This is a genomic window from Kribbella monticola (genome assembly GCF_003261635.1).
Lineage (GTDB): Bacteria > Actinomycetota > Actinomycetes > Propionibacteriales > Kribbellaceae > Kribbella > Kribbella monticola.
In genome coordinates, this window is record NZ_QFXK01000009.1 from 413,033 (window position 1) to 436,960 (window position 23,928).

At 69.0% G+C, this 23,928-nt stretch carries 19 protein-coding genes; 9 read left to right on the forward strand and 10 right to left on the reverse strand.

All coding sequences use genetic code 11. The features are described 5' to 3' along the window. The first annotated feature begins 1 nt into the window (after position 1). Positions 2-1,252, forward strand: coding sequence for a DUF6986 family protein (locus DIZ26_RS05530; RefSeq protein WP_112238614.1), 1,251 nt, complete (start codon positions 2-4; stop codon positions 1,250-1,252). A gap of 225 nt (positions 1,253-1,477) precedes the next feature. Here the strand turns inward: DIZ26_RS05530 and DIZ26_RS05535 are convergent, their stop codons facing one another. The 10 genes from DIZ26_RS05535 to DIZ26_RS05580 all read right to left on the reverse strand — a co-directional run bounded on the left by DIZ26_RS05535 (position 1,478) and on the right by DIZ26_RS05580 (position 14,122). Then, positions 1,478-2,827: an 8-oxoguanine deaminase gene (locus tag DIZ26_RS05535; RefSeq protein WP_112238351.1), complete on the reverse strand. Its 1,350-nt coding sequence runs from the start codon at positions 2,825-2,827 to the stop codon at positions 1,478-1,480. Continuing rightward, positions 2,824-3,729, reverse strand: a complete 906-nt coding sequence (gene pucL, locus DIZ26_RS05540; protein ID WP_112238353.1) for a factor-independent urate hydroxylase — start codon at positions 3,727-3,729, stop codon at positions 2,824-2,826. Before pucL ends, DIZ26_RS05535 begins: the two co-directional genes overlap by 4 nt. Before the next feature lie 5 nt (positions 3,730-3,734). Beyond that, complete coding sequence (uraH, locus tag DIZ26_RS05545) at positions 3,735-4,058, reverse strand: hydroxyisourate hydrolase (RefSeq protein WP_112238355.1); 324 nt, start codon at positions 4,056-4,058, stop codon at positions 3,735-3,737. Further along, positions 4,055-4,567, reverse strand: a complete 513-nt coding sequence (uraD, locus tag DIZ26_RS05550) for a 2-oxo-4-hydroxy-4-carboxy-5-ureidoimidazoline decarboxylase (protein ID WP_112238357.1) — start codon at positions 4,565-4,567, stop codon at positions 4,055-4,057. The genes uraH and uraD (DIZ26_RS05550) overlap by 4 nt, the downstream gene beginning before the upstream one ends. 3 nt (positions 4,568-4,570) lie before the next feature. Then, positions 4,571-5,866 carry a guanine deaminase gene (gene guaD / locus DIZ26_RS05555; protein ID WP_112238359.1) on the reverse strand — a complete coding sequence of 432 codons (1,296 nt, stop codon included), beginning with the start codon at positions 5,864-5,866 and terminating at the stop codon, positions 4,571-4,573. Continuing rightward, positions 5,863-6,699, reverse strand: coding sequence for a xanthine dehydrogenase accessory protein XdhC (xdhC, locus tag DIZ26_RS05560; RefSeq protein WP_112238361.1), 837 nt, complete (start codon positions 6,697-6,699; stop codon positions 5,863-5,865). Before xdhC ends, guaD begins: the two co-directional genes overlap by 4 nt. Before the next feature lie 5 nt (positions 6,700-6,704). Next, complete coding sequence (xdhB, locus tag DIZ26_RS05565; protein ID WP_112238363.1) at positions 6,705-9,101, reverse strand: xanthine dehydrogenase molybdopterin binding subunit; 2,397 nt, start codon at positions 9,099-9,101, stop codon at positions 6,705-6,707. Next, complete coding sequence (locus tag DIZ26_RS05570) at positions 9,098-10,552, reverse strand: xanthine dehydrogenase small subunit (protein ID WP_112238365.1); 1,455 nt, start codon at positions 10,550-10,552, stop codon at positions 9,098-9,100. Before DIZ26_RS05570 ends, xdhB begins: the two co-directional genes overlap by 4 nt. After that, positions 10,549-12,447 carry a 2-oxo-4-hydroxy-4-carboxy-5-ureidoimidazoline decarboxylase gene (gene uraD, locus DIZ26_RS05575; protein ID WP_112238367.1) on the reverse strand — a complete coding sequence of 633 codons (1,899 nt, stop codon included), beginning with the start codon at positions 12,445-12,447 and terminating at the stop codon, positions 10,549-10,551. The genes DIZ26_RS05570 and uraD (DIZ26_RS05575) overlap by 4 nt, the downstream gene beginning before the upstream one ends. Positions 12,448-12,589: 142 nt before the next feature. Then, positions 12,590-14,122 (reverse strand): PucR family transcriptional regulator, encoded by a 1,533-nt coding sequence (locus DIZ26_RS05580; protein WP_198675910.1) that lies wholly within the window; start codon positions 14,120-14,122, stop codon positions 12,590-12,592. Between the two features lie 199 nt (positions 14,123-14,321). Between DIZ26_RS05580 and DIZ26_RS05585 the strand changes: the two genes are divergently transcribed. The 8 genes from DIZ26_RS05585 to DIZ26_RS05620 all read left to right on the forward strand — a co-directional run bounded on the left by DIZ26_RS05585 (position 14,322) and on the right by DIZ26_RS05620 (position 23,924). Beyond that, entirely contained in the window at positions 14,322-15,167 is an 846-nt protein-coding gene (locus DIZ26_RS05585) for a hydroxypyruvate isomerase family protein (protein WP_112238371.1), read from the forward strand. Next, a complete protein-coding gene (locus DIZ26_RS05590) occupies positions 15,164-16,048 on the forward strand; it encodes a 2-hydroxy-3-oxopropionate reductase (RefSeq protein ID WP_112238373.1) in 885 nt (294 codons plus the stop codon). The genes DIZ26_RS05585 and DIZ26_RS05590 overlap by 4 nt, the downstream gene beginning before the upstream one ends. Next, positions 16,048-17,820, forward strand: coding sequence for a glyoxylate carboligase (gcl, locus tag DIZ26_RS05595; protein ID WP_112238375.1), 1,773 nt, complete (start codon positions 16,048-16,050; stop codon positions 17,818-17,820). The genes DIZ26_RS05590 and gcl overlap by 1 nt, the downstream gene beginning before the upstream one ends. Next, positions 17,820-19,037, forward strand: a complete 1,218-nt coding sequence (locus DIZ26_RS05600; RefSeq protein ID WP_112238376.1) for a glycerate kinase — start codon at positions 17,820-17,822, stop codon at positions 19,035-19,037. Before gcl ends, DIZ26_RS05600 begins: the two co-directional genes overlap by 1 nt. Further along, entirely contained in the window at positions 19,034-20,377 is a 1,344-nt protein-coding gene (allB, locus tag DIZ26_RS05605) for an allantoinase AllB (RefSeq protein ID WP_112238378.1), read from the forward strand. The genes DIZ26_RS05600 and allB overlap by 4 nt, the downstream gene beginning before the upstream one ends. Then, complete coding sequence (locus DIZ26_RS05610; RefSeq protein ID WP_112238380.1) at positions 20,374-21,198, forward strand: bifunctional allantoicase/(S)-ureidoglycine aminohydrolase; 825 nt, start codon at positions 20,374-20,376, stop codon at positions 21,196-21,198. The genes allB and DIZ26_RS05610 overlap by 4 nt, the downstream gene beginning before the upstream one ends. Before the next feature lie 60 nt (positions 21,199-21,258). Further along, positions 21,259-22,518 carry an aminotransferase class I/II-fold pyridoxal phosphate-dependent enzyme gene (locus DIZ26_RS05615; protein WP_112238382.1) on the forward strand — a complete coding sequence of 420 codons (1,260 nt, stop codon included), beginning with the start codon at positions 21,259-21,261 and terminating at the stop codon, positions 22,516-22,518. Between the two features lie 92 nt (positions 22,519-22,610). After that, complete coding sequence (locus tag DIZ26_RS05620) at positions 22,611-23,924, forward strand: ABC transporter ATP-binding protein (protein ID WP_232828155.1); 1,314 nt, start codon at positions 22,611-22,613, stop codon at positions 23,922-23,924. The last annotated feature ends 4 nt before the right edge of the window (positions 23,925-23,928 follow it).

Below are 23,928 nucleotides of genomic sequence, written 5' to 3' on the forward strand. Positions count from 1 at the left end.
CGTGGAAGATGCACTCCTTGCCGAACTGGATCGGCGGCTCGCCGAAGCCGACACCGAGCTCGCCACGCTGTACCCGGGAGACCGGGGCGTCCGGCAACCCGTCCATACCGTCTATGTGCCGGCCGACAAGTTCCACGCCGGCACGGTCGGTGAGTGGGCCACGGCAGCTCGTGCCGCGCTCAGCACACATGGCGGCTCGCCGACGGAGCTCGCCGAGGCGCTGGAGTTGCCCCCGGAGCTGGCCGACGAGGTCTACGAACGGGTGCACGCGAAGCTGGAGAGCGAGCCGATCGAGGATCTGCGGATCGACTTCGAGGACGGCTACGGGACCAGGCCGGACGAGCAGGAGGACGCTGCGGCAGTCGACGCGGCGCGAGCCCTGGCGGACCTGGTGAAGACTGCCGAAGCTCCGCCGTACCACGGGCTTCGGATCAAGTCGCTCGAGGCGCCCAGTCGCCGGCGCGGTGTGCGGACGCTCGACTTGTTCGTCGGTGAATTGGCTGGTGCCGGTGCATTGACGGACGGATTCGTCATCACGCTCGCCAAAGTTACGTCGGTGGAGCAGATCGAGGCGATGGTGCTCGTGCTCGACTCGATCGAGAAAGCTCATGGGGTGCCGGCGGGTTCGCTCAAGTTCGAGATCCAGGTGGAGACGCCGCAGGCGATTCTCGGCGCGGACGGGACGACGCCGCTGGGCCGGATGATCCGGGCCGGCGCGGGCCGGGTGACCGGGCTGCACTACGGCACCTATGACTACTCGGCTTCGCTCGGCGTCGCAGCGGCGTACCAGAGCATGGAGCATCCGGTCGCCGATCATGCCAAGGACGTGATGCAACTGGCCGCGGCAGGTACGGGCGTCTTCGTCTGCGACGGCTCGACCAATGTCCTCCCGATCGGCGATCGCTCAGCGGTGCACGCTGCCTGGCGGCTTCACCTGCGGCTGGTACGCCGCTCGCTCGCGCGCGGCATCTACCAGGGCTGGGACATGCACCCCGCCCAGCTCCCGAGCCGCTACGTCGCCACCTACCTCTTCTACCGCGAGGGCCTCATGTCTGCCGCCGCAAGACTGCGCGCGTACGTCGACGGCGGCGACTCCGGCTACCTGGACGAACCCGCCACCGCAGCAGCCCTGGCCGGCTACCTCCTCCGAGCCCTCGACTGCGGCGCCCTCGACCACACCGAACTGCACGACCTCATCGGCATAGACACCCCCACCTTGGCCAAACTCGCCCGCCGCCCCCTCCGCCCCTAACCGACGCCGCCCCGCCCCGCCGCCCCTCCGTCACCCGGCCGGTCCTCTGTCACCCCGCCCCACCCCCCGGCCGGCATCGGAGCCGTCCGGCGGTGGGGTCCACTTCTCGTGGTGGGGTAACCCCACCACGAGGAGTCATCCCCTCTTTGTGGCGGGTGGGGGTCGCGGGCGTGGGAGCAGCCGCCTTGGCCGGGTGGGGGCAGGGCGGCTGCGGGTGGAAGTGGGTCAGGTGGTTGCGGTAAGGCGGCGCTGGGTGTGGGCGACCTGGCGGGCGATGGTGGGCTCGTCGATGGTGGTGACCGTGTCGTGTTCGACGACTGGGCGGCCGTTGACGAGGAGGAGTTCCAGTGGGGGCGGGGTGCCCAGGATCAGGGCGGCTACCGGGTCGGGGATGCCGGCGTGGGGGAGGGTGTCCAGGCGCCAGACGGCGAGGTCGGCGAGTTTGCCTACCTCGAGCGAGCCGATCTCGTTCTCGCGGCCGAGGATGCGGGCGCCGTCGAGGGTCGCCATCTCCAGGACGTCCCGTACGCCGAGCGCCTGCGGGCCGCCTCGGGCGCGGGCGAAGAGCAGCGCGTGCCGCAGTTCTTCGAGCAGACTGCCGGCTTCGTTGCTCGCGGCACCGTCCACTCCGAGCCCGACCGGGCAACCGGCCGCCCGAAGATCTGCAACTCGAGCGATCCCGGCGCCCAGCCGAGCATTGGAGCTCGGACAGTGTGCGACGCCAGTGGTCGTCTGCCCGAGCCGCTTGATCTCGGCGTCGTCGAAGTGGATGCCGTGCGCGAACCAGACGTCCGGACCGGTCCAGCCGAGATCCGCGGCGTACTCCGACGGCGTACAGCCGAACTTGTCGTCACACCAATCGGCCTCGTCGGTCGTCTCGGCCAGGTGCGTGTGCAGCCGGACGCCCTTGCGCCGGGCGAGTTCCGCGGCTTCCCGCATCAGCTCGCCGGTGACGCTGAACGGCGAACAGGGTGCGACCACGAGCTGCAGCATCGACTCCGGCGAAGGATCGTGCCAGCGATCGATCGCAGCTTCGGTGGCGAGCAGGATCTCGTCGCGGTCCTGCACCACCGAGTCCGGCGGCAATCCGCCGTCCTTCTCGCTCAGATCCATCGATCCCCGCGCCGGGTGGAACCGCAGCCCGACCTCTCGTGCGGCAAGGATCTCCGCTTCGAGCAGGTCGCCGTCGGGGAACACGTAGTGGTGATCGGAGGCAGTCGTGCAGCCGGTCCGCGCGAGTTGCGCGAGCGCGCCCTGGGCCGCGACGTGAACGGATTCCTCGTCGATGCGAGCCCACACGGGGTACAGCGTCGTCAGCCAGCCGAACAGGGTGGCATCCGTGGCGAGCCCGCGAGTCACCCACTGATAGAGATGCTGATGGGTGTTGACGAAGCCGGGGGTGACGAGACAGCCCCGTCCGTCCACGACCCGCGCGCCGCTTCGCAGGAAGGACGACGGTGCCGGACCGGGGTCGACGGCAACGATCCGGTTGCCGTCGACAACGACATGGCCGGTGGTCAGCTCGCGCCGCTCGCGGTCGAGCGTGACCACCGCCGCCGACTCGATGACGATCAACAGAACCCCGGCACGGCGTGCCAGGCCGACCCGGCGTCGCTGGCGTCGTCGCGCACGACGGTTGCCTCGATCAACCCGTACGGACGGTCGGCCGCGATGAACACCTCGCCCGGGTTCTCCACGTCGAACGGCGACAGGTCGACCAGGAAGTGGTGCTTGTTCGGCGCGGAGAACTTGATCTCGGCGACCTCGGGGTGCCGTTCGAGGACCGCCTCGCCCATCCCGTACAGGCTCTGCTGGAGCGCGAGGCTGTGGATCTTGGCGAACTGTTCGAGCAGCAGGCCCTTGATCTCGTCGTACGACTTGTCCCAGTCGACGTCGGTGTGGTCGTAGCGCCAGCGCGCGACCAGCGAGGTCGCGAGGATGCGATCGTTGGTCTCCGGCAGCGTCGTGTACTTGTCCTTGAGGAAGCCGTGAAACTCCGAGCCGGTGGACTTGAGCACGGTGAGATCGCGGATGCCCGACACGACGTACGCCGTACGGTCGTCGCCGCGGCCTTCGACGTTGACCACCGTCGTGCGGATGCCGGCGCCGCTGCGGACGAACGAGTGGTCGTGGCCGGCGCCGTCGACGGAGATCCGTTCCCACGGGTACTCCTCGATCTCGATCCGCGCGCCGTCGGCGGCGGGGGAGGCCTGCAGGAAATGGTCGCCGAGAGTGAGCGCGAACTCCTCGATCGCACCGACGCCCTTCTCCTTGGCGAAGGCGAACGCGGTGTTCTTCTGGGTGTCGGTCGGCAGCACGTCGGACTGGTCGCCGGTCGTGTGCGCGTTCTCGAACCGGCCGCGGAGCGCGGAGGAGACGTTCAGGTCGCGGATCTGGTGCCGCGGGGTGTCTCGGTAGATGCGGACGACGCGGCTCTCGGCCTTGCCGTACTGGTTGGCTCCCAGGTGGATCGCCATCGCGATCAGCTCCCTCGATAGGTGGAATAGGCGAACGGGCTGAGCAGCAAGGGGACGTGGTAGTGCCGCTCGTCGGTGATCGTGAACGTGACCGTCACCTCAGGAAAGAAGAACTCTTGACCGGTAGCTCGCGCGTAGGCGGCGACGTCGAAGCGAAGCTGATAGACACCGGGCACCAACTGAGTCGAGCCGAATTCACTGACCCGGCCGTCAGCATCCGTCGTACTTTTTCCAACCACAGCAGAGTCTGCTGTCTGCAACTGGACGGGGATGCCTTCGGCGGGGTGGCCTTGGGCGGTGTCGAGGACGTGGGTGGTGACGGTGCTCATGCGGGGATCTCCTTGCTGAGGGCAATGAGTTTCTCCAGGCGCAGAACGGCGATCTTGCGGAGTTCGTCCCGTACGACGTGCGCCTCGGTGGGCTCGTCGTTGGTCAGGCGGTGGCGCAGGTCGGCGAGCATCTCCTCGGCGGACAGGCCGGTGGCGCAGATCAGGAAGACCCGGCCGAAGCGCTGTTCGTACTCGCGGTTCCCGGCCGCCAGTGCTGCCCGGATTCCCGGATCGTCGCCGACACCGGACTGCTCCTTGCGCGACCATGCAGCCTCCGTGCTCTCGCCGTCGGCGCGATCGCCGATCCGCGGGTGAGCCGCGAGTGCCTGCGCGACTTCGCTGTCGTCAAGGTCGCGTGCGGCTCGATCGGCGACTTCGGTGATCGCCGCGAGGTCGTCGTACGGGCGCCCCGCGAGGACGCGATCGACCCAGCGGGGTACGTCGCAGCAGGCGGCCAGCAGCGGCCGCAGCCGGTCGGGCGGGGAGGAGTTGAATTCCTGCAGGTCCACCGATCACACCTTTCCGGAGGAGTCGTCCAGCAGTTGGCCGTCGATCCAGACGGCCCGGATGTCGGCCGGCGTCCCGAGCGTGAAGACGCGCGCCAGGGTGTCCTCGGCGTCGGCGGCATGCTCGATCCCTACCGCCAGCGGCGAACCCTCGGCCGGCCGCAGCAACTGCGCGTCGAACCGCTTGCCGACGCTCAGATCCCCGACGTCGCTCAGCCCGAGCGCCTCGGCGCCGGCCGCCGTCGCAAGGTGCAGCAGGTGGGCGGAGCTGAGCGGATGACCGTGATCCCCGAGCAGTTGCTGGCAGAAGTACGCCTGCAATCCCTCCTTCAGCAAGGAGAATCCGGTGCCGGCGCCTACGTCCGAACCGAGCGCGACCCGTACGCCGTGGTCGAGATGCCTCCCGAGCGGGAACAACCCGCTGCCCAGTACTGCGTTGCTCGTCGGGCAGTGCGCGACCGTCGCCCCGTTCTCAGCGAGCAGCTTGAGCTCGACATCGGTCGGGTGCACGTTGTGCGCGAACACGCTGCGGTCGTCGACGAGCCCGTGTCGTTCGTACGTGCTGACGTAGTCGCTGCCTGCGAACAGTTCGGCGACGGTCGCGATCTCGGCCTCGTTCTCGTTGAGGTGCGAGGTGAACAGCGCGCCTGGGATCTCTTCCAGCACGGTCTGGCAGGAAGCGAGCAGCTCGTCCGTGCAGGACAAGGAGAACCGGGGCGTCACGGCGTACCGGTTGCGGCCTACGCCGTGCCAGCGGGAGGCGAGCGCGACCGATTCGTCGTACGCGCGTTGCGGTGTGGTGAGCAGATCGTCGCGGATGATCCGGTCGCTGACGACGAGTCCGCTGGTGATCCGCAGACCCACCCGGGACGCTGCGGCGAAGAGCGTGTCGACCGCGGCGGCGTAGTGAGCTCCGAAGACCAACGCGCTCGTCGTTCCGGCTGCTGCCAGGCCGCGGACGAACTCGTCGGCAACGCTGGAGGCGTACGCCGCGTCGGCCATCCGCGCCTCCTCGGGCAGCGCGTACTTGTCGAGCCATTCCAGTAGCGGCATCCCCATCCCGCCGACCGCCCGGATCTGCGGGAAGTGCACGTGGGTGTCGACGAACCCGGGCAGCACCAGACCGCCGGTCAGATCGACGATGTGCTCGGCCGGGTGGGCGGCACGGATCTCCGCGAACGGGCCCCGGGCAACGATCACACCGTCCTGGACCAGCAGGCCGGCGTCGGTGGCGACCCGCAGGCTGCCACCGGTGAAGGGATTGTCCGGGGTGTCGAGGAACGTGCCTCTGAACAGGGTCATGTTGTTGCCTCACTAGGAGCCGGCGCGGAGTTGCGCTCGGCAACGAACAGTTGGAGGAGCCGGGCGGCCACGCTGACCGCGATGACGGCCGGCTCCTTGCCGGGCAGATCGGGCAGCCCGATCGGGGTGACGATGGTGTCGATCGCCTCGGACGAGTGGCCGTCCTCGGCGAGCTTGCGGCGGAATCGGGACCACTTGGCGCTGGACCCGATCAACCCGATCGTGGCCAGCTGCCCGTTGCGCAGGGTGGCGTCGCACAAGGCGGCGTCCTCCGCATGGTCGTGGGTCATCACCAGCGCGTGCGTGCCCGGCGGCAGCTCGGCGATCACCAGTTCCGGGAGCACCGGCACGTGGTGCACGTGGATGCCCGCCACGGCGTCGTCGAGCACCGACAGTCGCTCGGGTGTGAGCTGGTCCGGTCGCGAGTCGACCAGGTGCAGCTCGAGGTCGTGCCGGGCGAGAATCCGCGCGAGCTCCAGGCCGACATGGCCGACACCGAAGATCGCGACCGACGGCACCACGGGCAGCGGTTCCAGCAAGAGCTTCACCTCGCCACCGCAGCACTGAACCCCGTGCTGGTACGGCGCTTTGTCGGACAACGCGAAGTCGAGCACCTCCGGCTCGGCGGCTCCGGCAGCGAGCAACGACCGCGAACGCTCGATCGCGACCGACTCCAGGTTGCCACCGCCGACGGTGGCCCAGACCTGATCGGCGGCCACCACCATCTTGGCTCCCGCCTCGCGCGGCGCATGACCACGAACCGACATCACCGTCACCAGTACGCCGGGACGCCGCTGCTCGCGGAGCCGCTGGACCGCCTTCATCCACTCCATCTCGCTCACCTCCCTTCCGATCCCACGAACTCTCGCGAGTGCGAGTGCGAGTGCGAGTGCGAGCGCGAGTCCGAGTTCGAACGGGCGCGATCGAGCGCCCAGTAGACGGCTTCGGGCGTGGCAGGTGACGGCAGATCGACGCTGGTCCCAGCCGGGCCGAAGGCCGCGGCGGCCTGCCGGAGCGCCTCCCGGACGGAGAAGGCGAGCATCAACGGCGGTTCACCCACAGCCTTCGAACCGTAGACGGCACCGTCCTCGTGCGCCTTCTCCAGCAGCCGGACGTTGAAGACCTCCGGCATCTCGGAGAAGCTCGGCAGCTTGTAGGTACTGGCCGCCTGGGTCGCCAACCTGCCGCGGTGCGGACCGTCGCTCTCGTCCCAGCGGAGATCTTCGAGCGTCAGCCAGCCGGCACCCTGGACGAAACCGCCCTCGATCTGGCCGAGGTCGATCAACGGGCTGAGGCTGTCGCCGACGTCGTGGACGATGTCGACCTGCCGCAGTTTGTAGGCACCGGTGAAGCCGTCCACCTCCACCTCGGCCGCGGCCACGCCGTACGCGAAGTACTTGAAGGGCTCGCCCCGCATCGCGTTCGCATCCCAGTGCAGGCCTTCGGTGCGGTAGAACCCGGCCGCCCACAACTGGACGCGCTGGAAGTACGCCGCGAGGACGACCTCGTCCCAACTGAGCGTGTCGCTGCCGAAGCTCAGCCCGCGGACGGCACCGTCGACGAACCGGACGTCCTTGGGGTTGATCCCGAGCTTGCCGGCGGCAACTTGTTCGAGCCGTTCGCGGATCTGCTCACAGGCGTTCTTGATCGCTGCGCCGTTGAGGTCGGCGCCCGAACTCGCCGCGGTGGCCGAGGTGTTCGGTACCTTGTCGGTCCGGGTGGGCGCCAGCCGGACCCGCGACAGCGGTACGCCGAGGCAGGTGGCCGCCACCTGCAGCATCTTCGTGTGCAGGCCTTGTCCCATCTCGGTGCCGCCGTGGTTGATCAGCACCGAGCCGTCCTTGTAGACGTGCACGAGCGCACCGGCCTGGTTGAACGCGGTCAGGTTGAACGAGATGCCGAACTTCACCGGCGTCATCGCGATCGCACGCTTGGTGTCCGGGTGGGTCGCGTTGAACGCGTCGATCTCCGCCTTGCGCTGCTCGATCCCGCCCCGCTCGAGCACCTCGCCCCAGCACGCCTCCAACCGCTCGGCATGCCGAACGGGCATCCCGTACGGCGTACTGTGCTGCGACTGGTAGAGGTTGCGGCGGCGCAGCTCCATCGGGTCGTACCCGAGCAGCGGTGCGCAGCGGCCGAGCAGGTCCTCCACGACGAGCATGCCCTGCGGGCCGCCGAAGCCGCGGAAGGCCGTCTGGGAGGTCTTGTTGGTCCTGGCGATCCGGCCGTCGACCCGGACGTTGGGGATCCAGTACGAATTGTCGATGTGGCACATCGCGCGCGCCAGTACCGGTTCGGACAGGTCGAGACTCCAGCCGCCGTCGGCGGTGATGGTCGCGTCGAGCGCTACCAGGTGGCCGTCGTCGTCGAAGCCAGCCCTCCATTCACTGTGGAAGCCGTGCCGCTTGCCCGTCATCGTGATGTCCTGGGTGCGGTTGAGCCGCAGCCGGACCGGACGTCCGGTCAGCGTCGCGCCGAGTGCCGCGATGGCGGCGAATCCGTGCGGCTGCATCTCCTTGCCGCCGAAACCACCGCCCATCCGCAGGCACTGCACGGTCACGGCGTGGCTCGCGACGCCGAGGACATGCGCGACGATCTCCTGCGTCTCCGAGGGATGCTGGGTGCTGCTCTGCACGAAGATCTGGCCGCCCTCGTCGACCAGCGCCAGCGCGGCATTGGTCTCGAGGTAGAAGTGTTCCTGCCCCGCGAACTCGAACTCACCGCTGAACACGTGTGGCGCCGCGGCCAGCGCCCCTTCGACGTCACCGCTCTCCAGGTGCCGCCCGGTGCCCTGGAAGTTGCCTGCGGCAATGGCTTCGCGGACGGTCACCAGCGACGGCAGCGGTTCGTACTCGACCTCGACCGCAGCCGCACCGAGCCGGGCAGCCTCCAGCGTCTCCGCGAGCACCCAGCAGATCGCGTGCCCGTGGAACATCACCTCGTCCGGGAACAGCGGCTCGTCGTGCTTCACCCCGGCGTCGTTCACGCCGGGCACGTCCTCACCGGTGAGCACCCGGACCACCCCCGGTACGTCGTACGCGGGCTTCACCTTCAGCGAAAGGATCCGCGCGTGGGCGTGCGGCGACTGGACCGGGAAAGCGTGCAGGACATCGCGGGTCCGCATCACGAGGTCGTCGGTGTAGAGAGCCTGACCGGTGACATGCAGCGCCGCGCTTTCGTGCGGAAGTGGCAGGCCGACCACGGCTCGCTGCGGTCGTTGGGACAGGGCGCTCATGCGCTCACCCCCTCCGGCGAGAGTTGCTGGGCATAGAAACGGAGTAGTGACTGGCCGAGCATCGCCGAGCGGTACGACGCGCTCGCGCGATGATCGTCCATCGGCGTTCCCTCAGATGCCATCACGGCAGCGGCTTCGCGGACGCTGACTTCGGTCCACGGCTTGCCGATCAAGGCGTCCTCGGTCGCGTGGGCGCGCAGCGGGGTGGCGGCCACCCCGCCGAGGCCGATGCGCGCCTGGCTGACCACACCGTCCGCGACCTCGACCGCATAGCCGACGGCGACACTGGAGATGTCGTCGAACCGGCGCTTGGCGATCTTGTGGAAGGCGGTCATCGATGCCAAGGGCAACGGAATCAGGACGGCCCGGATCAGCTCGTCGGGTGCTTTCAGCGTCTCCCGGTAGCCGGTGAAGTAGTCGCTCAGGGCAACGACCCGCTCGCCGCGGTGCGACGCCAGCACGAGCGAGGCGTCGAGGGCCAGCAAGGCGGGTGGCGTGTCGCCGATCGGCGAGCCGGTCCCGAGGTTGCCGCCGATCGTGGCGCCGTTGCGGATCAGCCGGGAGGCGAACTGCGGGAACAACTGCCCGAGCAACGGCACCCGGCCGTCGAGCAGCCGCTCGAGCTCGCTCAACGTCAGCGCCGCCCCGATCCGGATCTCGTCCGTCCCGACCTCGAATTCGCGCAGCTCGGCCAGCCGGTCCACAGCGACGACGAGGGGCGCCCGTACGCCGCGCAGGTTCACCTCCACGCCGACATCGGTCGACCCGGCGACGATCCGCGCGTCCGGCCGTTCGGCCAGCAGCCCGAGCACGTCATCGAGGCTGGCCGGCCGCAGGAATTCTGCCCCGTCGAAGGACAGCCGCGTGGCAGCCGCCGCGGGAGGCGGCGAGGACCGGCGAGCCGCGAGCGCGTCGTTCTCCTCCGGTACGCCGAGTGCGTACGCCGCGTCGCGGATCGGCCGGTAGCCGGTGCACCGGCAGAGGTTCCCGCTGAGCGCGTGCAGGTCGAAGCCGTTCGGGCCGTGCTCGTGGTCACCGGCGCACGGCGTACGGGCTGGGCGGTAGTACTCGGCGGCCATGCTGCAGACGAAGCCCGGCGTACAGAAGCCGCACTGGGATCCGCCGCGGACGGCCATTTCCTCTTGCACCGGGTGGAGTTCGGCCGGAGAGCCCAGGCCTTCGGAGGTGATGATCTCCTGGCCGTCAAGCGCGGCGGCCGGGAGCAGGCACGCGTTCACCGCGGTCCATTCGGTCGGGCTGTCGATGCCGGGGCGGGCGACGAGGACGGAGCACGCGCCGCATTCGCCTTCGGCGCAGCCCTCCTTCGCTCCCGTCAGGCCGCGGTCGCGCAGCCAGTCGAGCAGGGTGGTGTGCACGGGCACGCCGTCGAGCCGGGTGTCTTTGCCATTCACCTTGACGGCAGCCGCGCGGAGGGTCTGCGGTGTACTCATCGGTTGCTGCTCCAGCGGGTTCGTGCGCTGTGGATGGGGTTCGCGTCCTGCAGGAAGTCGTCGAACCGGTACCCCGCGATCTTCGCGATCTCCAGCAGGGCGGCGGCGTGTTCCTGGTTCTCGCAGTTGCCGAGCCGGACCCGGCCCTGCTCGACGATCCGGTCGAACGACTCCGCGTCCCGGACCGAGATGACCAACGGGAAGCCGAAGCGCTCGCGGTACGCGGCGGTGATCGAGGCGAGCTCGTCGCGATCCGGCTCGGACAGGTAGGTCAGGCCGCGGGTCGCCTGGTCGCGCAGCGACGCCTCGCCGCTCAGCCCGTCGGCGACGAACTGCGAGCCGAGCTGCGGGTAGGACTCGATCAGCTCGCGTTGCTCGTCCTTCGATCCGGAGAAGAGCGCCTCCTGGAACGACCGGCGCAGCGCGTGCGTGTCGGCGAACGGCCGCATCTCCCAGGCCCGCTCGACCATCCAGGTGGGTCCCTGGAACAGGTCGGAGAAGGTGGTGACGAACTCGGCGCGGGTCATCTCGTTCACTTGGTCCAGCCGGATGGTGTCGCCCGGCTGCCCGGCGACGGCGGGGCCGAAGTCCTTGCCGACGTGGTGGAACAGCAGGTTGAGGCCGATCGCGGTCAGGCTGCCGAGGGTGATGCCGCTGCCGAAGATGATCTCGGCCCAGCCCGGCACCGCCTGGGAGATCTGCGGCTGCGCGGTGACGTACATGGCCAGGCCGACGCTGGTCGCCACGATCACCACGTTGCGGTGGTCGTGGAAGTCGACCTTGGCCAGCGTCTGGAAGCCGACGACCGCGACGGTGGCGAACATCGCCAGGGCGGCGCCGCCCAGCACCGGGTGCGGAACCCCCGCGACGACGGCGCCGGCCTTGGGGACCAGGCCGAGCAGGATCATGATCGCGCCGGCGGCCGCGACCACCCAGCGGCTCTTCACCCGCGTCAGCCGGACCAGGCCGACGTTCTCGGCGAAACACGTGTAGGGGAAGGAGTTGAAGACCCCGCCGATGGTGGTGGCCAGGCCGTCGGCGCGCAGTGCGCGGGCGATGTCCTCGCGGCCGATCCGCTTCTCGACGATCTCGCCGGTCGCGAACACGTCGCCGGTGGTCTCGACGGCGGTGATCAGCATGACCACGATCATCGAGATGATCGCGGCGACCGAGAACTTCGGCCAGCCGAAGTTGAACGGCGTGGTCACGCCGACCCAGTCCGCACCGCTGACCGCGCCGAAGTGGGCATCGCCGAAGGCCCAGGCGACCGCCGTACCGACGACGAGGCCGACCAGTACGGCGATCGTCGCCAGGAACCCCTTGAAGATCCGCTGGATCGCGACGATCAGCGCCAGGGTCCCGAGTGCGTAGGCGAGGTTCTTACCGCTGGTCGGGTCGGACGTCGGGCCCGCGCCACCAGTGGCATCCCCGGCGGCCACCGGTAGCAGGGCGAGGCCGATGATCGTGATGACCGAACCGGTCACGACGGGTGGGAAGAACCGGATCAGCCGGCTGAAGTAGGGGGCGATCAGGAAGGTGGCCAGGCCGGCGACGAGTACTGCGCCGTAGATGACCAGCAGGCCGTCGGTCCCGCCACCGGCAGCGAGGCCGATCGCGATCATCGGCGAGACCGCGGTGAAGGTGACACCTTGCAGCAGCGGCAGCCGGACACCGACCTTCCAGAAGCCGACGGACTGGATGATCGAGGCGATACCGCAGGTGATCAGGTGCACCAGCTGCGCGGTGCTGAGCCCGATCGAGTTCGCCAGCAGGATCGGGACGATCACTGCGCCGGCGTAGAAGGCGAGGACGTGCTGGGTGCCGTACACGGCGAGGCGTCCGGGCGAGAGCACCTGGTCCACCGGATGACGGGAAGCTCGCGTTTTTGCCTTCATCGGGCACCTTCCAAGGGGTCGCGGGCGGTTCTGGCCTGCACGACAGCTTGGGCTCAGCGCGGCGCGGATTGCACCCGAGGAACCTCCGAACTTGGCCCGCTTCAGGGCCTCACGCTTTGGAGGATCATCCAAACAGCGCGGCTCAGAGCGACTTCAGTGCCAAGAACACGTCGACCCGGTCCTCGAACCGCGACAGATCGCGACCGGTCAGTTGCTCGATGCGTTCGATCCGGTACCGAACCGTGTTGACGTGCAGGTGCAGCGTCTCGGCCGCCCGGGACCACGAGCCCGAACAGGCGAGGAACTCGCTGAGGGTTGCGATCAGGTCGGCGCGGGTCCGCCGATCGTGCTCGAGAACCGGCCCGAGCACCCGGTGCGCATACGTCCGTCGTACGTCGTCGGGGACGGTGGCCAGCAGCAGGACATGCGAAGCAACCTCGTCGGAGGTGACGACGGAGATCGGGGTCCGTCCGGCCAGGGCCGCCCGCTGCGCGAAGCGCGCTTCTTCCAGCGCACCGGTCAAGGCATCGGCCGTCGTCTCGCCGCTGACGCCGATCGTCAGTCTTGCCCTGGCCAGGCCGGGGGAGAGCCGGCCGAACGCGCGACGAAGCAGATTCGGCAGATCGGGGGACGCGGGCAGCAAGGCGACCGGCAGCCCGTCGCGCCCGGTGGCGACGACCGCGGGACCGACCGTGAGCGCGACGTCCTCGAAGATCGTCAGCGCGATCTCGACCGGCCCGTCCTCGCGCAGTTCCCCTACCGCGACAACCATCGGCCGATCGGAGTGCACGCCCGCCTGCCGCAGCCGGGTGGCGACCTCGGCCGGTGGTCCGCCGGACTCGATCAGGGCGAGCGCGTCGGCGACCAACGGCCGCAGAGCGAGGCGGCCTTCGTCGCGGCGTACGCGGTCGAGGGCCGCGATCGCGGACAGTTCCTGCACCGCCTCGACATGGGCACGGGACCACTGGGTGTGGTCGCCCTCGACGACCAGCAGCCAGGCGGTCAACCGGTTCCCGAGTCCCGACCCGATCGGGAACAGGCTGTACGGCGTACCGTCGGCCGCCGCGACCGCTGGGGTCCGTTCGGCGGTCAGGAACCGCCGGGTCACCGCGTCGAGGGTGTCGTCGTCCAGCGGCCCGGGTCCCGGTACGACGTGCCGCCCGGTGGAGGTGATCACCCGGCAGTCGTGCCCGATCTCGGTCGAGATCCGGGCCGTCAGTTCGTCGAGACTGCGACCGGAAGCGATGGCCGAGAGCAACTGACGCTGGCGGACGAGACTCGCCGACAACCGGGCGCCGGTGTCGGCCGACCCGGCGGCCGCGACGTACTCCGTGACGTCCGCGAAGGCGACCTCGGTCGGCACCTCGACGAGGGTGACCTGGTGACGCCGGCAGGCCTCGAGCAGGTCGTCGGGGATCGTGCCGAGCAGTGCCTTGCCGGCCAGGATCGTGGTTGCGCCCCGGCCCGCCACCGAGGCGACGAAGGTCTCGCTGTCCGCGGCGCTGCGGCGCCAGACCAGCCCGGTCAGGACCAGCTCGCCACCGTTGAGGTAGTTGCCCGGTTCGAGCAGGTCGGTGGTGATGATCCGGCCGATCGGACGGTCGTAGGCGCCCTGGGCCGCGTGCAGCAGCCGGAGTCGCAGTTCGGGTGCGTCGAACAGCTCCGAGAGCAACATCTCGACCTCCTCCGGCCCGGGAAGCTCCTTGGAGGAACGTACAACGCGGGCCCGCGCGCGCGATACGTCTGTGGGGGCAACGTCCAGACCTGGCCGGTCCGGTCGCCCGGCGCTTGACGGGCCGCTGCGAGCCATCCTATGGTCATTTCGCATAGCAGAAGCAAGCTTCCACAATGCGGAAATACGAAAGAAGGATCCTATGAGCCACGGGCTGCGCTACGCGGTGAACTGCTCGATCCTGTTCACCGAGCTACCGCTGCTGGAGCGTCCGGCGGCCGCGCGGCAGGCCGGGTTCGGCGCCGTCGAGTTCTGGTGGCCGTTCGCCGAGGCAGTGCCGACGGATCGCGAGGCAGACGCCTTCGTGACCGCGGTCCAGGACGCCGGTGTCCAGCTGATCGGGCTGAACTTCTTCGCCGGCGACATGCCGGGCGGCGATCGCGGCCTGGTCTCCTGGCCCAAGCGGGGCGGCGAGTTCCGGGACAACATCGAGGCCACCCTCGGCATCGGCGACCGGCTCGGCTGCCGGGCCTTCAACGCCCTCTACGGCAACCGGGACGACAACCACTCCGCGACCGAGCAGGACGAACTCGCCGTCGAGAACCTCGGTCTCGCCGCCCGAGCGGCTGCCCGGGTCGATGCGCAGGTGCTGATCGAGCCGGTGAGCGGCGCCGACAGGTATCCGCTGCGCACGGCTGCCGACGTACTGACCGTCATCGATCGCGTGCAAGCGGCGTACGGCGTACAGAACGTCGGTCTGCTCGCCGATCTTTACCACCTCGCGGTCAACGGCGACGACGTCGATCGCGTGATCGCGCAGTACGCCGACCGGATCGCACACGTCCAGATCGCCGATGCACCGGGGCGCAACGAGCCCGGCACCGGCACGCTCCCGCTCGATTCCCAGCTGGCCGCGCTCGCGGCCGGCGGTTACGGCGGCTGGGTCAGCTTGGAGTACAAGCCGGCCACCACCACTGTCGACAGTTTCGGCTGGCTGCCGCGCGAACGCCGCGGCCCGGCCGACCCCGCCAAGGAGACTCAGTCATGACGAACATCGCCTTCATCGGCCTAGGCATCATGGGCAGCCCGATGGCCGTCCACCTCGCCACCGCCGGTCACCAGGTCGCCGGCGTGAACCTCGACCCGTCCCGGGCCAGGCCGCTCGTCGAGGCGGGCGGCCGCGCGGCGGAATCGATCGCGGACGCGGTCAAGAACGCCGACGTGGTCTGCGTGATGGTGCCGGACTCGCCGGACGTCGAGCTGGTGCTCGCGGGCGAGGGCGGCGTGTTCGAGAACGCGCAGCCCGACGCACTGATCATCGACTTCTCCAGCATCCGGCCCGACGTCACCATCGAACTCGCCCGGCAGGCCCGCGAGCGCGGCTTCCGGCTGCTCGACGCACCGGTCTCCGGTGGGGAGGCGGGCGCGAAGAACGCGGCGCTCTCCATCATGGTCGGCGGCGAGGAGAGTGACTTCCAGGAAGCGAAGCCGCTGCTCGACGCGGTCGGCAAGACCATCGTCCACGTCGGTGCGAGTGGTGCTGGGCAGACGGTCAAGGCCGCGAACCAGCTGATCGTCGCCGCCAACATCCAGGCGCTGTCCGAGGCCGTCGTCTTCCTGGAGGCGTACGGCGTGGACACCAAGGCGGCCCTCGAAGTACTGGGCGGCGGGCTGGCCGGGTCGGCGGTGCTGAACCAGAAGAAGGAGAACATGCTGTCTCGCTCCTTCCAGCCGGGCTTCCGGATCGACCTGCACCACAAGGACATGGGCATCGTCACCGCGGCCGCCCGCGAGCGAGGGGTCGTCGTACCGCTCGGTTCGCTGGTCGCTCAGCTGGTGGCGTCCGCCCGGGTGAACGGCGACGGTGGTCTCGACCACTCCGCTCTGCTGCGCGGCGTCGAGCGGCTGTCCGGAAAGGCGTCGGACTGATGGCCCGGATGCGCGCGGTCGACGCCGCGGTCCTGATCCTGGAGAAGGAAGGTGCCACCCAGACGTTCGGTCTGCCGGGTGCGGCGATCAACCCCTTCTACAGTGCGATGAAGAAGCACGGCGGGATCAGGCACGTGCTGGCCCGCCACGTCGAGGGCGCCTCGCACATGGCCGAGGGCTACACGCGGGCCAAGGCGGGCAACATCGGCGTGTGCATCGGTACGTCGGGTCCCGCCGGCACCGACATGATCACGGGCCTGTACTCCGCCTCGGCCGACTCGATCCCGATCCTGTGCATCACCGGGCAGGCACCCGTGGCGAAGCTGCACAAGGAGGACTTCCAGGCTGTCGACATCGCCTCGATCGCCAAGGCGGTCGCCAAGTGGGCCGTCACGGTGATGGAGCCGGCGCAGGTGCCCGGTACGTTCCAGCAGGCCTTCCAGCTGATGCGCTCCGGTCGTCCCGGACCGGTGCTCATCGACCTGCCGATCGACGTCCAGCTGACCGAGATCGAGTTCGACATCGACACGTACGAGCCGCTCCCGGTCGTCCGGCCGGCGGCGACGCGGGCGCAGGCGGAGAAGGCACTCGCGCTGCTGAACGAGGCCGAGCGGCCGCTCATCGTCTCCGGTGGTGGCGTCGTCAACGCCGACGCGGCCGACCTCCTGGTCGAGTTCGCCGAGCTGGTGGGCGTGCCCGTCGTACCGACGCTGATGGGTTGGGGCACGATCCCGGACGACCACCCGCTCGCGGCTGGGATGGTCGGGCTGCAGACCTCACACCGGTACGGCAACGCCACGCTGCTGGCGTCGGACCTGGTGTTCGGGATCGGCAACCGGTGGGCCAACCGGCATACCGGCTCGGTCGGGACCTACACCGAGGGACGCAAGTTCGTGCACGTCGACATCGAGCCGACGCAGATCGGCCGGGTGTTCGCGCCGGACTACAGCATCGTCTCCGACGCGCGTGCCGCGTTGGAGGTCTTCGTCGAGGTGGCTCGGGAGTGGGCGGCCGGCAAGCTGACCGACCGTTCGAGCTGGGTCGAGGAGTGCCGGGCGCGGAGGACGTCGTTGCAGCGCAAGACGCACTTCGACAACGTGCCGATCAAGCCGCAGCGGGTGTACGAGGAGATGAACCGGGCGTTCGGTCCCGAGACCCGGTATGTGTCGACGATCGGGCTTTCGCAGATCCAGGCCGCGCAGATGCTGCACGTGTATCGGCCGCGGCACTGGATCAACGCCGGTCAGGCCGGTCCGCTCGGGTGGACGATTCCGGCCACGCTGGGTGTCGCCGTCGCCGATCCGGAGAGCACGGTGGTGGCGCTGTCGGGCGACTACGACTTCCAGTTCCTGATCGAGGAGCTGGCGGTCGGAGCGCAGTTCAACATCCCCTACATCCACGTGGTCGTGAACAACTCGTACCTCGGGTTGATCCGGCAGGCGCAACGCGGGCTGGACATGGACTACTGCGTGCAGCTGTCGTTCGAGAACATCAACAGCCCCGAGCTGAACGGCTACGGCGTCGACCACGTCAAGGTCGCGGAAGGCCTCGGCTGCAAGGCGGTCCGGGTGTCTGCGCCGGACGAGATCCTGCCCGCGCTCGAACTGGCGAAGAAGCTGATGGTCGAACACCGGGTCCCGATCGTGGTCGAGGTCATCCTGGAGCGCGTAACCAACGTTGCCATGGGCACCGAAATCGACAATGTCACCGAATTCGAGCCGCTTGCGGAACGCCCCGAGGACGCACCGACCGCCGTAGCCCAGCTCAGCTGATGCGCATCTTGGTTGCCTCTGACAAGTTCAAAGGCACGTTGAGCAGCGCCGAAGTGGCGGCGGCGGTGGGTGACGGGGTGCGGATGGTTTGCTCGGACGCGGTCATCGAGTCGGTGCCGGTGGCCGACGGTGGCGACGGCACGCTGGCCGCCGCCGCCGCCGCGGGGTTCGAGCTCGTACGGCGAACCGCTACCGGTCCGACGGGTGAGCCGGTGTTCACCGGTTTCGCGCGGCGGGACGAGGTTGCCGTTGTCGAGTTGGCCGACGTGTCGGGGCTGAGCCGGCTGCCCGGGGGCGAGCCGGCTCCGCTGACGGCGACTTCCCGCGGTACGGGCGAGCTGATCGCCGCGGCCATCGACAGCGGCTGCACCCAAGTGATCCTCGGCATCGGCGGCAGCGCCTGTACCGACGGGGGAGCAGGCCTGATCCGCGCCCTCGGCGCCCGGCTGTTGGATGCAGATGGCGAGGAACTGGCAGAGGGTGGCGCTGCGCTGGCGGCCGCCACTTCGCTGGATCTGACCGCACTTCACGAGCGCCTGAACGGCGTCGAGATCACGGTCGCCTGCGACGTAGACAACCCCTTGACGGGCCCGTCCGGGGCAGCTGCAATCTACGGGCCCCAGAAGGGCGCCTCGTCTGAGCAGGTCGACCAGTTGGACGCAGCCCTCACCCACTGGGCCGACTTGGTCGCCCGGACCACCCACGCGCCGACCGGCGTCCGTGCCGTGGACGCAGGGGGCGCCCTCGGCGTCGGCTTTTCGCGCCGCGGAGTGGCGGATCTTCGGGGGGCGCCGGGGGCTGGTGCGGCTGGGGGTGTGGGGTTTGCGGCGTTGGCGGTGTTGGGGGCGGAGATGCGGCCTGGGATCGAGCTTCTGCTCGAGCTGGTCGGGTTTCACGAGCGGGTTGAGGATGTTGAGTTGGTGATCACCGGCGAAGGGGCGCTGGATGAGCAGACGTTGCGTGGCAAGGCTGTGGCTGGTGTCGCCGCGGCTGCGCGCAAGGCCGGCGTACCGGTGGTGGCAGTGTGTGGGAGCAACCGGCTCAGCGAGGAGCGGCTGCGGGAGGCTGGGATTGAAAAGGCCTACGCGTTGACGGAGCTCGAACCGGACGTACGGAAGTGCATCGCCGAGCCCGTTCCGCTGCTGCGGCAGCTCGGTGAGCGGATTGCCGAGGACTGGAGCTTTACGATGACTGCAACTGAGAGGGGCGTCGTATGACTGCGCTGGACCTCGTCATCCGGGCCCACCGGATTATCGGTACGACGGGCGAAGTGTCCGGCGCCGTCGGTGTGAAAGACGGCCGGATCGTCGCCGTCGAGCCGTACGAGGCGGCGCTCGCAGGCGCCCGCGAACACCACCTCGCCCACGACGAGGTGCTGCTACCGGGCCTGGTCGATTCGCATGTGCACGTCAACGACCCGGGCCGGACCGACTGGGAGGGTTTCACCAGCGCCACCCGGGCAGCGGCGGCCGGCGGCGTCACCACGATCATCGACATGCCCCTCAACAGCATCCCGCCGACCTGCGACGTGCCCGCGCTGGAGTTGAAGCAGAAGGTCGCGGGAAGCCAGGCGTACGTCGACGTCGGCTTCTGGGGCGGCGCGATCCCGGGCAACGCCAGCCAGTTGCGGCCGTTGCACGACGCCGGGGTCTTCGGCTTCAAGTGCTTCCTGCTGCATTCGGGCGTCGACGAGTTCCCACCGCTCGACCCGGCCGAGCTCGAACTGGCGATGCGCGAGATCAGCGCGTTCGACGGACTGTTGATCGTGCACGCCGAGGACGCCCACCGGATCGACGACGCGCCCGCACCGCACGGAGCCGCCTATCAAGACTTCCTCCGCTCGCGACCGCGCGAAGCGGAGTACGCCGCCGTCGCCGACGTCATCGGGCTCGCCGCGTTGACCGGGTGCCGCGTGCACATCCTGCATGTCTCGAGCGCGGATGTGCTCCCGATGCTCGCGGAGGCGCGTCGCGACGGCGTACGGATCACCGCGGAGACCTGTCCGCACTACCTCACCTTTTCCGCCGAGGAGATCCCGGCCGGCGCCACGCAGTACAAGTGCTGTCCGCCCATTCGCGAAGCGGAGAACCGCGAGCTGCTCTGGGAAGGCTTGCGGGACGGCGTGATCGACCTGGTCGTCTCGGACCACTCGCCGTCGACGGTCGACCTCAAGTGCCTGGACACCGGCGATTTCGGCGCGGCCTGGGGTGGTATCGCGTCGCTTCAACTCGGTCTGCCGGCCGTCTGGACGCAGGCCCGCCGCCGCGGCTTCACGCTGACCGACGTGGCGAGCTGGATGTGCCAGGCGCCCGCGAACCAGGTGGGCCTGCGACACAAGGGCAGGATCGAGGCCGGGTACGACGCGGACTTCTGCGTCCTCGCGCCGGACGAGACCTTCGTCGCGGACGCCCACACCCTGCACCACAAGAACCCGCTCACGCCGTACGACGGGATGCCACTCACCGGAGTCGTCCGGGAGACCTGGCTCCGTGGTGCGCCTGTCGACCTCGCAGCCGGCCACCGGGGACGCCTGCTGACCCTAGGAGAACAACGATGACGTACTACGCACCGGCCGGTGGGCTGCCGGCTCAGACCGAGCTGACCACCGACCGCGCCGTCTTCACCGAGGCGTACGCCGTTCTGCCGCGCGGGACCATGCGCGACATCGTCACCAGCCAGTTGCCGTTCTGGGAGAACACCCGGCTGTGGGTGCTGGCCCGGCCGTTGTCGGGCTTCGCGGAGACGTTCTCGCAGTACATCGTGGAGGTTGCGCCGGGCGGCGGCAGCGACAAGCCGGAGACGGATCCCGGTGCCGAGGCCGTCCTGTTCGTTGTCGAGGGCAACTTGTCGCTCACCGTGGAAGGTGACAAGCACGAACTCGAACCCGGTGGCTATGCGTTCCTGCCGCCGGCGGCCAACTGGACGGTGTGGAACACCAGCGACAGCAGGGCAGTGTTCCACTTCGTCCGCAAGGCCTACGAGCACGTGGAGGGCATCGACGTACCGGAGGCGTTCGTCACCAACGAGGCCGACGTCGAGGGGCACGAGATGCCGGGCACGGACGGGCGCTGGAAGACCCAGCGGTTCGCCGACCCGCTCGACGTACGGCACGACATGCACGTCAACATCGTCACCTTCGAGCCCGGCGGGGTGATCCCGTTCCCGGAGACGCACGTGATGGAACACGGGCTCTACGTGCTGGAGGGCAAGGCGGTCTACCTGCTCAACAAGGACTGGGTCGAGGTGCAGGAGGGCGACTTCATGTGGCTGCGGTCCTTCTGCCCGCAGGCCTGCTACGCCGGTGGACCGGGCCGGTTCCGCTATCTGCTTTACAAGGACGTCAACCGGCATCCGAAGCTTCCTAGGCATCACCTGTGACTGTCGCGAGGTTGTGTCGTTAGGCTCTTCGGCGTACGCCTAACGGTGAAAGGGACCCTCGTGACCAGCAATGAAGAGTTGACGGCTCAGCGCGACCAAGCGCGTCAGGACTACGAGGCGCTGGTCGCCCGGGGGCTGAAGCTGGATCTCACCCGGGGGAAGCCGTCGCCGGACCAGCTCGACCTCGCGCACGGACTGCTGGAGTTGCAAGGTCCGCCGACCGCGGCCGACGGGACCGACCTGCGCAACTACGGCGGTCTGCACGGCCTGCCGGAGTTGCGGGAGATCTTCAGCGAGGCGCTCCAAGTTCCCGTCGAGCAGTTGCTGGCCGCCGGGAACTCCAGCCTGGAGTTGATGCACGACGCGGTCGTCTTCGCCATGCTCAGCACGCTTCCGGGCGGCGAGCGTCGCTGGGTGGAGGAGCCTGAGGTCGCCTTCCTCTGCCCGGTGCCCGGCTACGACCGGCACTACGGCATCTGCGAGCGGTACGGCATCACGATGATTCCTGTGCCGATGACGGCCGAGGGACCGGACATGGACGTGGTGGAACGCCTCGTCGCCGAAAATCCTGCGGTCAAAGGCATCTGGTGCGTACCGAAGTACAGCAACCCCGACGGTGTCGTGTACTCCGACGAGACCGTCCGCCGGCTGGCCGCGATGGAGACCGCAGCACCGGACTTCCGGATCTTCTGGGACAACGCGTACGCCGTCCATCACCTGACCGACGAGCCGGCCGAGATCGCCGACGTTCTCGCCCTCGCGGCCGAGCACGGTCACGCCGACCGGGTGTTCGTGTTCGGCTCCACCTCGAAGATCACCTTCGCCGGAGCGGGCGTCGCGTTCTTCGGTTCGTCGCCCGCCAACGTGACCTGGTGGCTGAGCCACACCGTGAAGCGCAGCATCGGGCCGGACAAGATCAACCAGCTGCGGCACGTGCAGTTCCTCAAGGACGCCGACGGTCTGCGCGAGCACATGGCCCGGCATGCCGCGGTGATCCGGCCGAAGTTCGACGTGGTGGACAAGATCCTCACGGCCGAACTCGGCGACACCGGCCTCGCGTCCTGGACCAGCCCGGCCGGCGGCTACTTCATCAGCCTTACGGTCCCCGAGGGGTGTGCCCGCGAGGTGGTCGCGAAGGCGAAGGCGGCCGGCATCGCCCTGACCCCGGCCGGTGCGACCCACCCGTACGGCGACGAGCCCGCGGACCGCACCATCCGGATCGCCCCGACGTACCCCGATCCGGCCGAACTCGAGACCGCGATCAGCGGTCTGGCCACCTGCGTCCGGCTAGTTGCTCTTGACAAGCTCTTGAACGCGTAACCCTTCCCTGACGCGGCGTGTTCGGGGTTTGTGAACTCTGGACAGGCACGGCCCAGACACGGTCTACTCACCCTTGATCGACCGGGAGGGCCGTGACAGGAATCAGGCTGGACTCCGTGTCCAAGGTGTACGACGGTGGGCAGCTGGCCGTCAACGAGCTGTCCCTGGAAATCGAGGACGGCGAGTTCATGGTGCTGCTCGGGCCGTCCGGGTGCGGGAAAACGACCGTCCTGCGGATGATCGCGGGGCTGGAGGACCTGACCAGCGGTTCGGTCTGGTTCGACCGCACTGAGGGCACCGGGCTGACGCCCAGGGACCGCGGTGTCGCGATGGTCTTCCAGAACGGCGCGCTCTACCCCAACCGGACCGCCCGGGAGAACATCATCTTCCCGTTGCGGATGGCGGGCGAGGACCTGGTCGAGGCGAACGCCAAGGCTTCGGGGCTGGCGCGCATCCTCGGCATCGACGGCGCGCTCGACCGGTTGCCGCGCACGCTGTCGGGTGGCCAGCGGCAGCGGGTCGCGATCGGCCGGGCCATCGTCCGGCAGCCCAAGGTGTTCCTGATGGACGAGCCGCTGTCGAACCTGGACGCCACCATGCGCACCGAGTTGCGGCAGGAGATCGGGTCGATGACCCGGGACCTGAAGGTGACGACGGTCTACGTCACGCACGACCAGGTGGAGGCGCTCACGCTGGCCGACCGGATCGCGATCATGCGCGACGGCCAGATCGAGGACGTCGGCACCCCGTCGCAGATCTACGACGACCCGGCGACCGCCTTCACCGCCGGCTTCCTCGGTACGCCGAGGATCAACCTGATGACCGCCACGGTCCGGGTCGCCAGCCACCACCGGGTCACGCTGGACTTCGGCAGCCAGTCGATCGCGCTTCCGCCCACCGATCGCCGATCCATGATCCTGCGCGACCACGCCGGTGAGCAGGTCGTCGTCGGTGCTCGCTCGGACGCCTTCAAGGTGACGTTCGACGGCGGGGAGGCCAACCAGTTGTCCGGCACGATCCGGACGCTGGAATTCCACGGGAACCAGTGGATCGCGTTCGTCACCGCGGGAATCGAGCTACTGAACCCCGATCTCATCGGGCGCACCCGGAGTCGTCGGGTCAGAAGCGGCCGGCCGACCTCGCACAGCGCGGGCTCACGGGTGCACCGTTCGGCGGGGCGCGTGTCCGCGTTGGCGGGCAAGGTGCGGTCCGTGATCGGCCGCGAGTACACGCCGCCGCCGTTGGAGCCGCTCGCGTCGGCGACGCACCGGCGCTCGGACCTGGTGCTCGAGATCGACAACGTCGCGAATCTCAAAGCGCACGACACGATCCACCTGGTGGTCGACGTCAACCGGATCCACATCTTCGACCAGCAAGGCCGCCGGGTCGACCGCGTCAAACGCTAGCCGT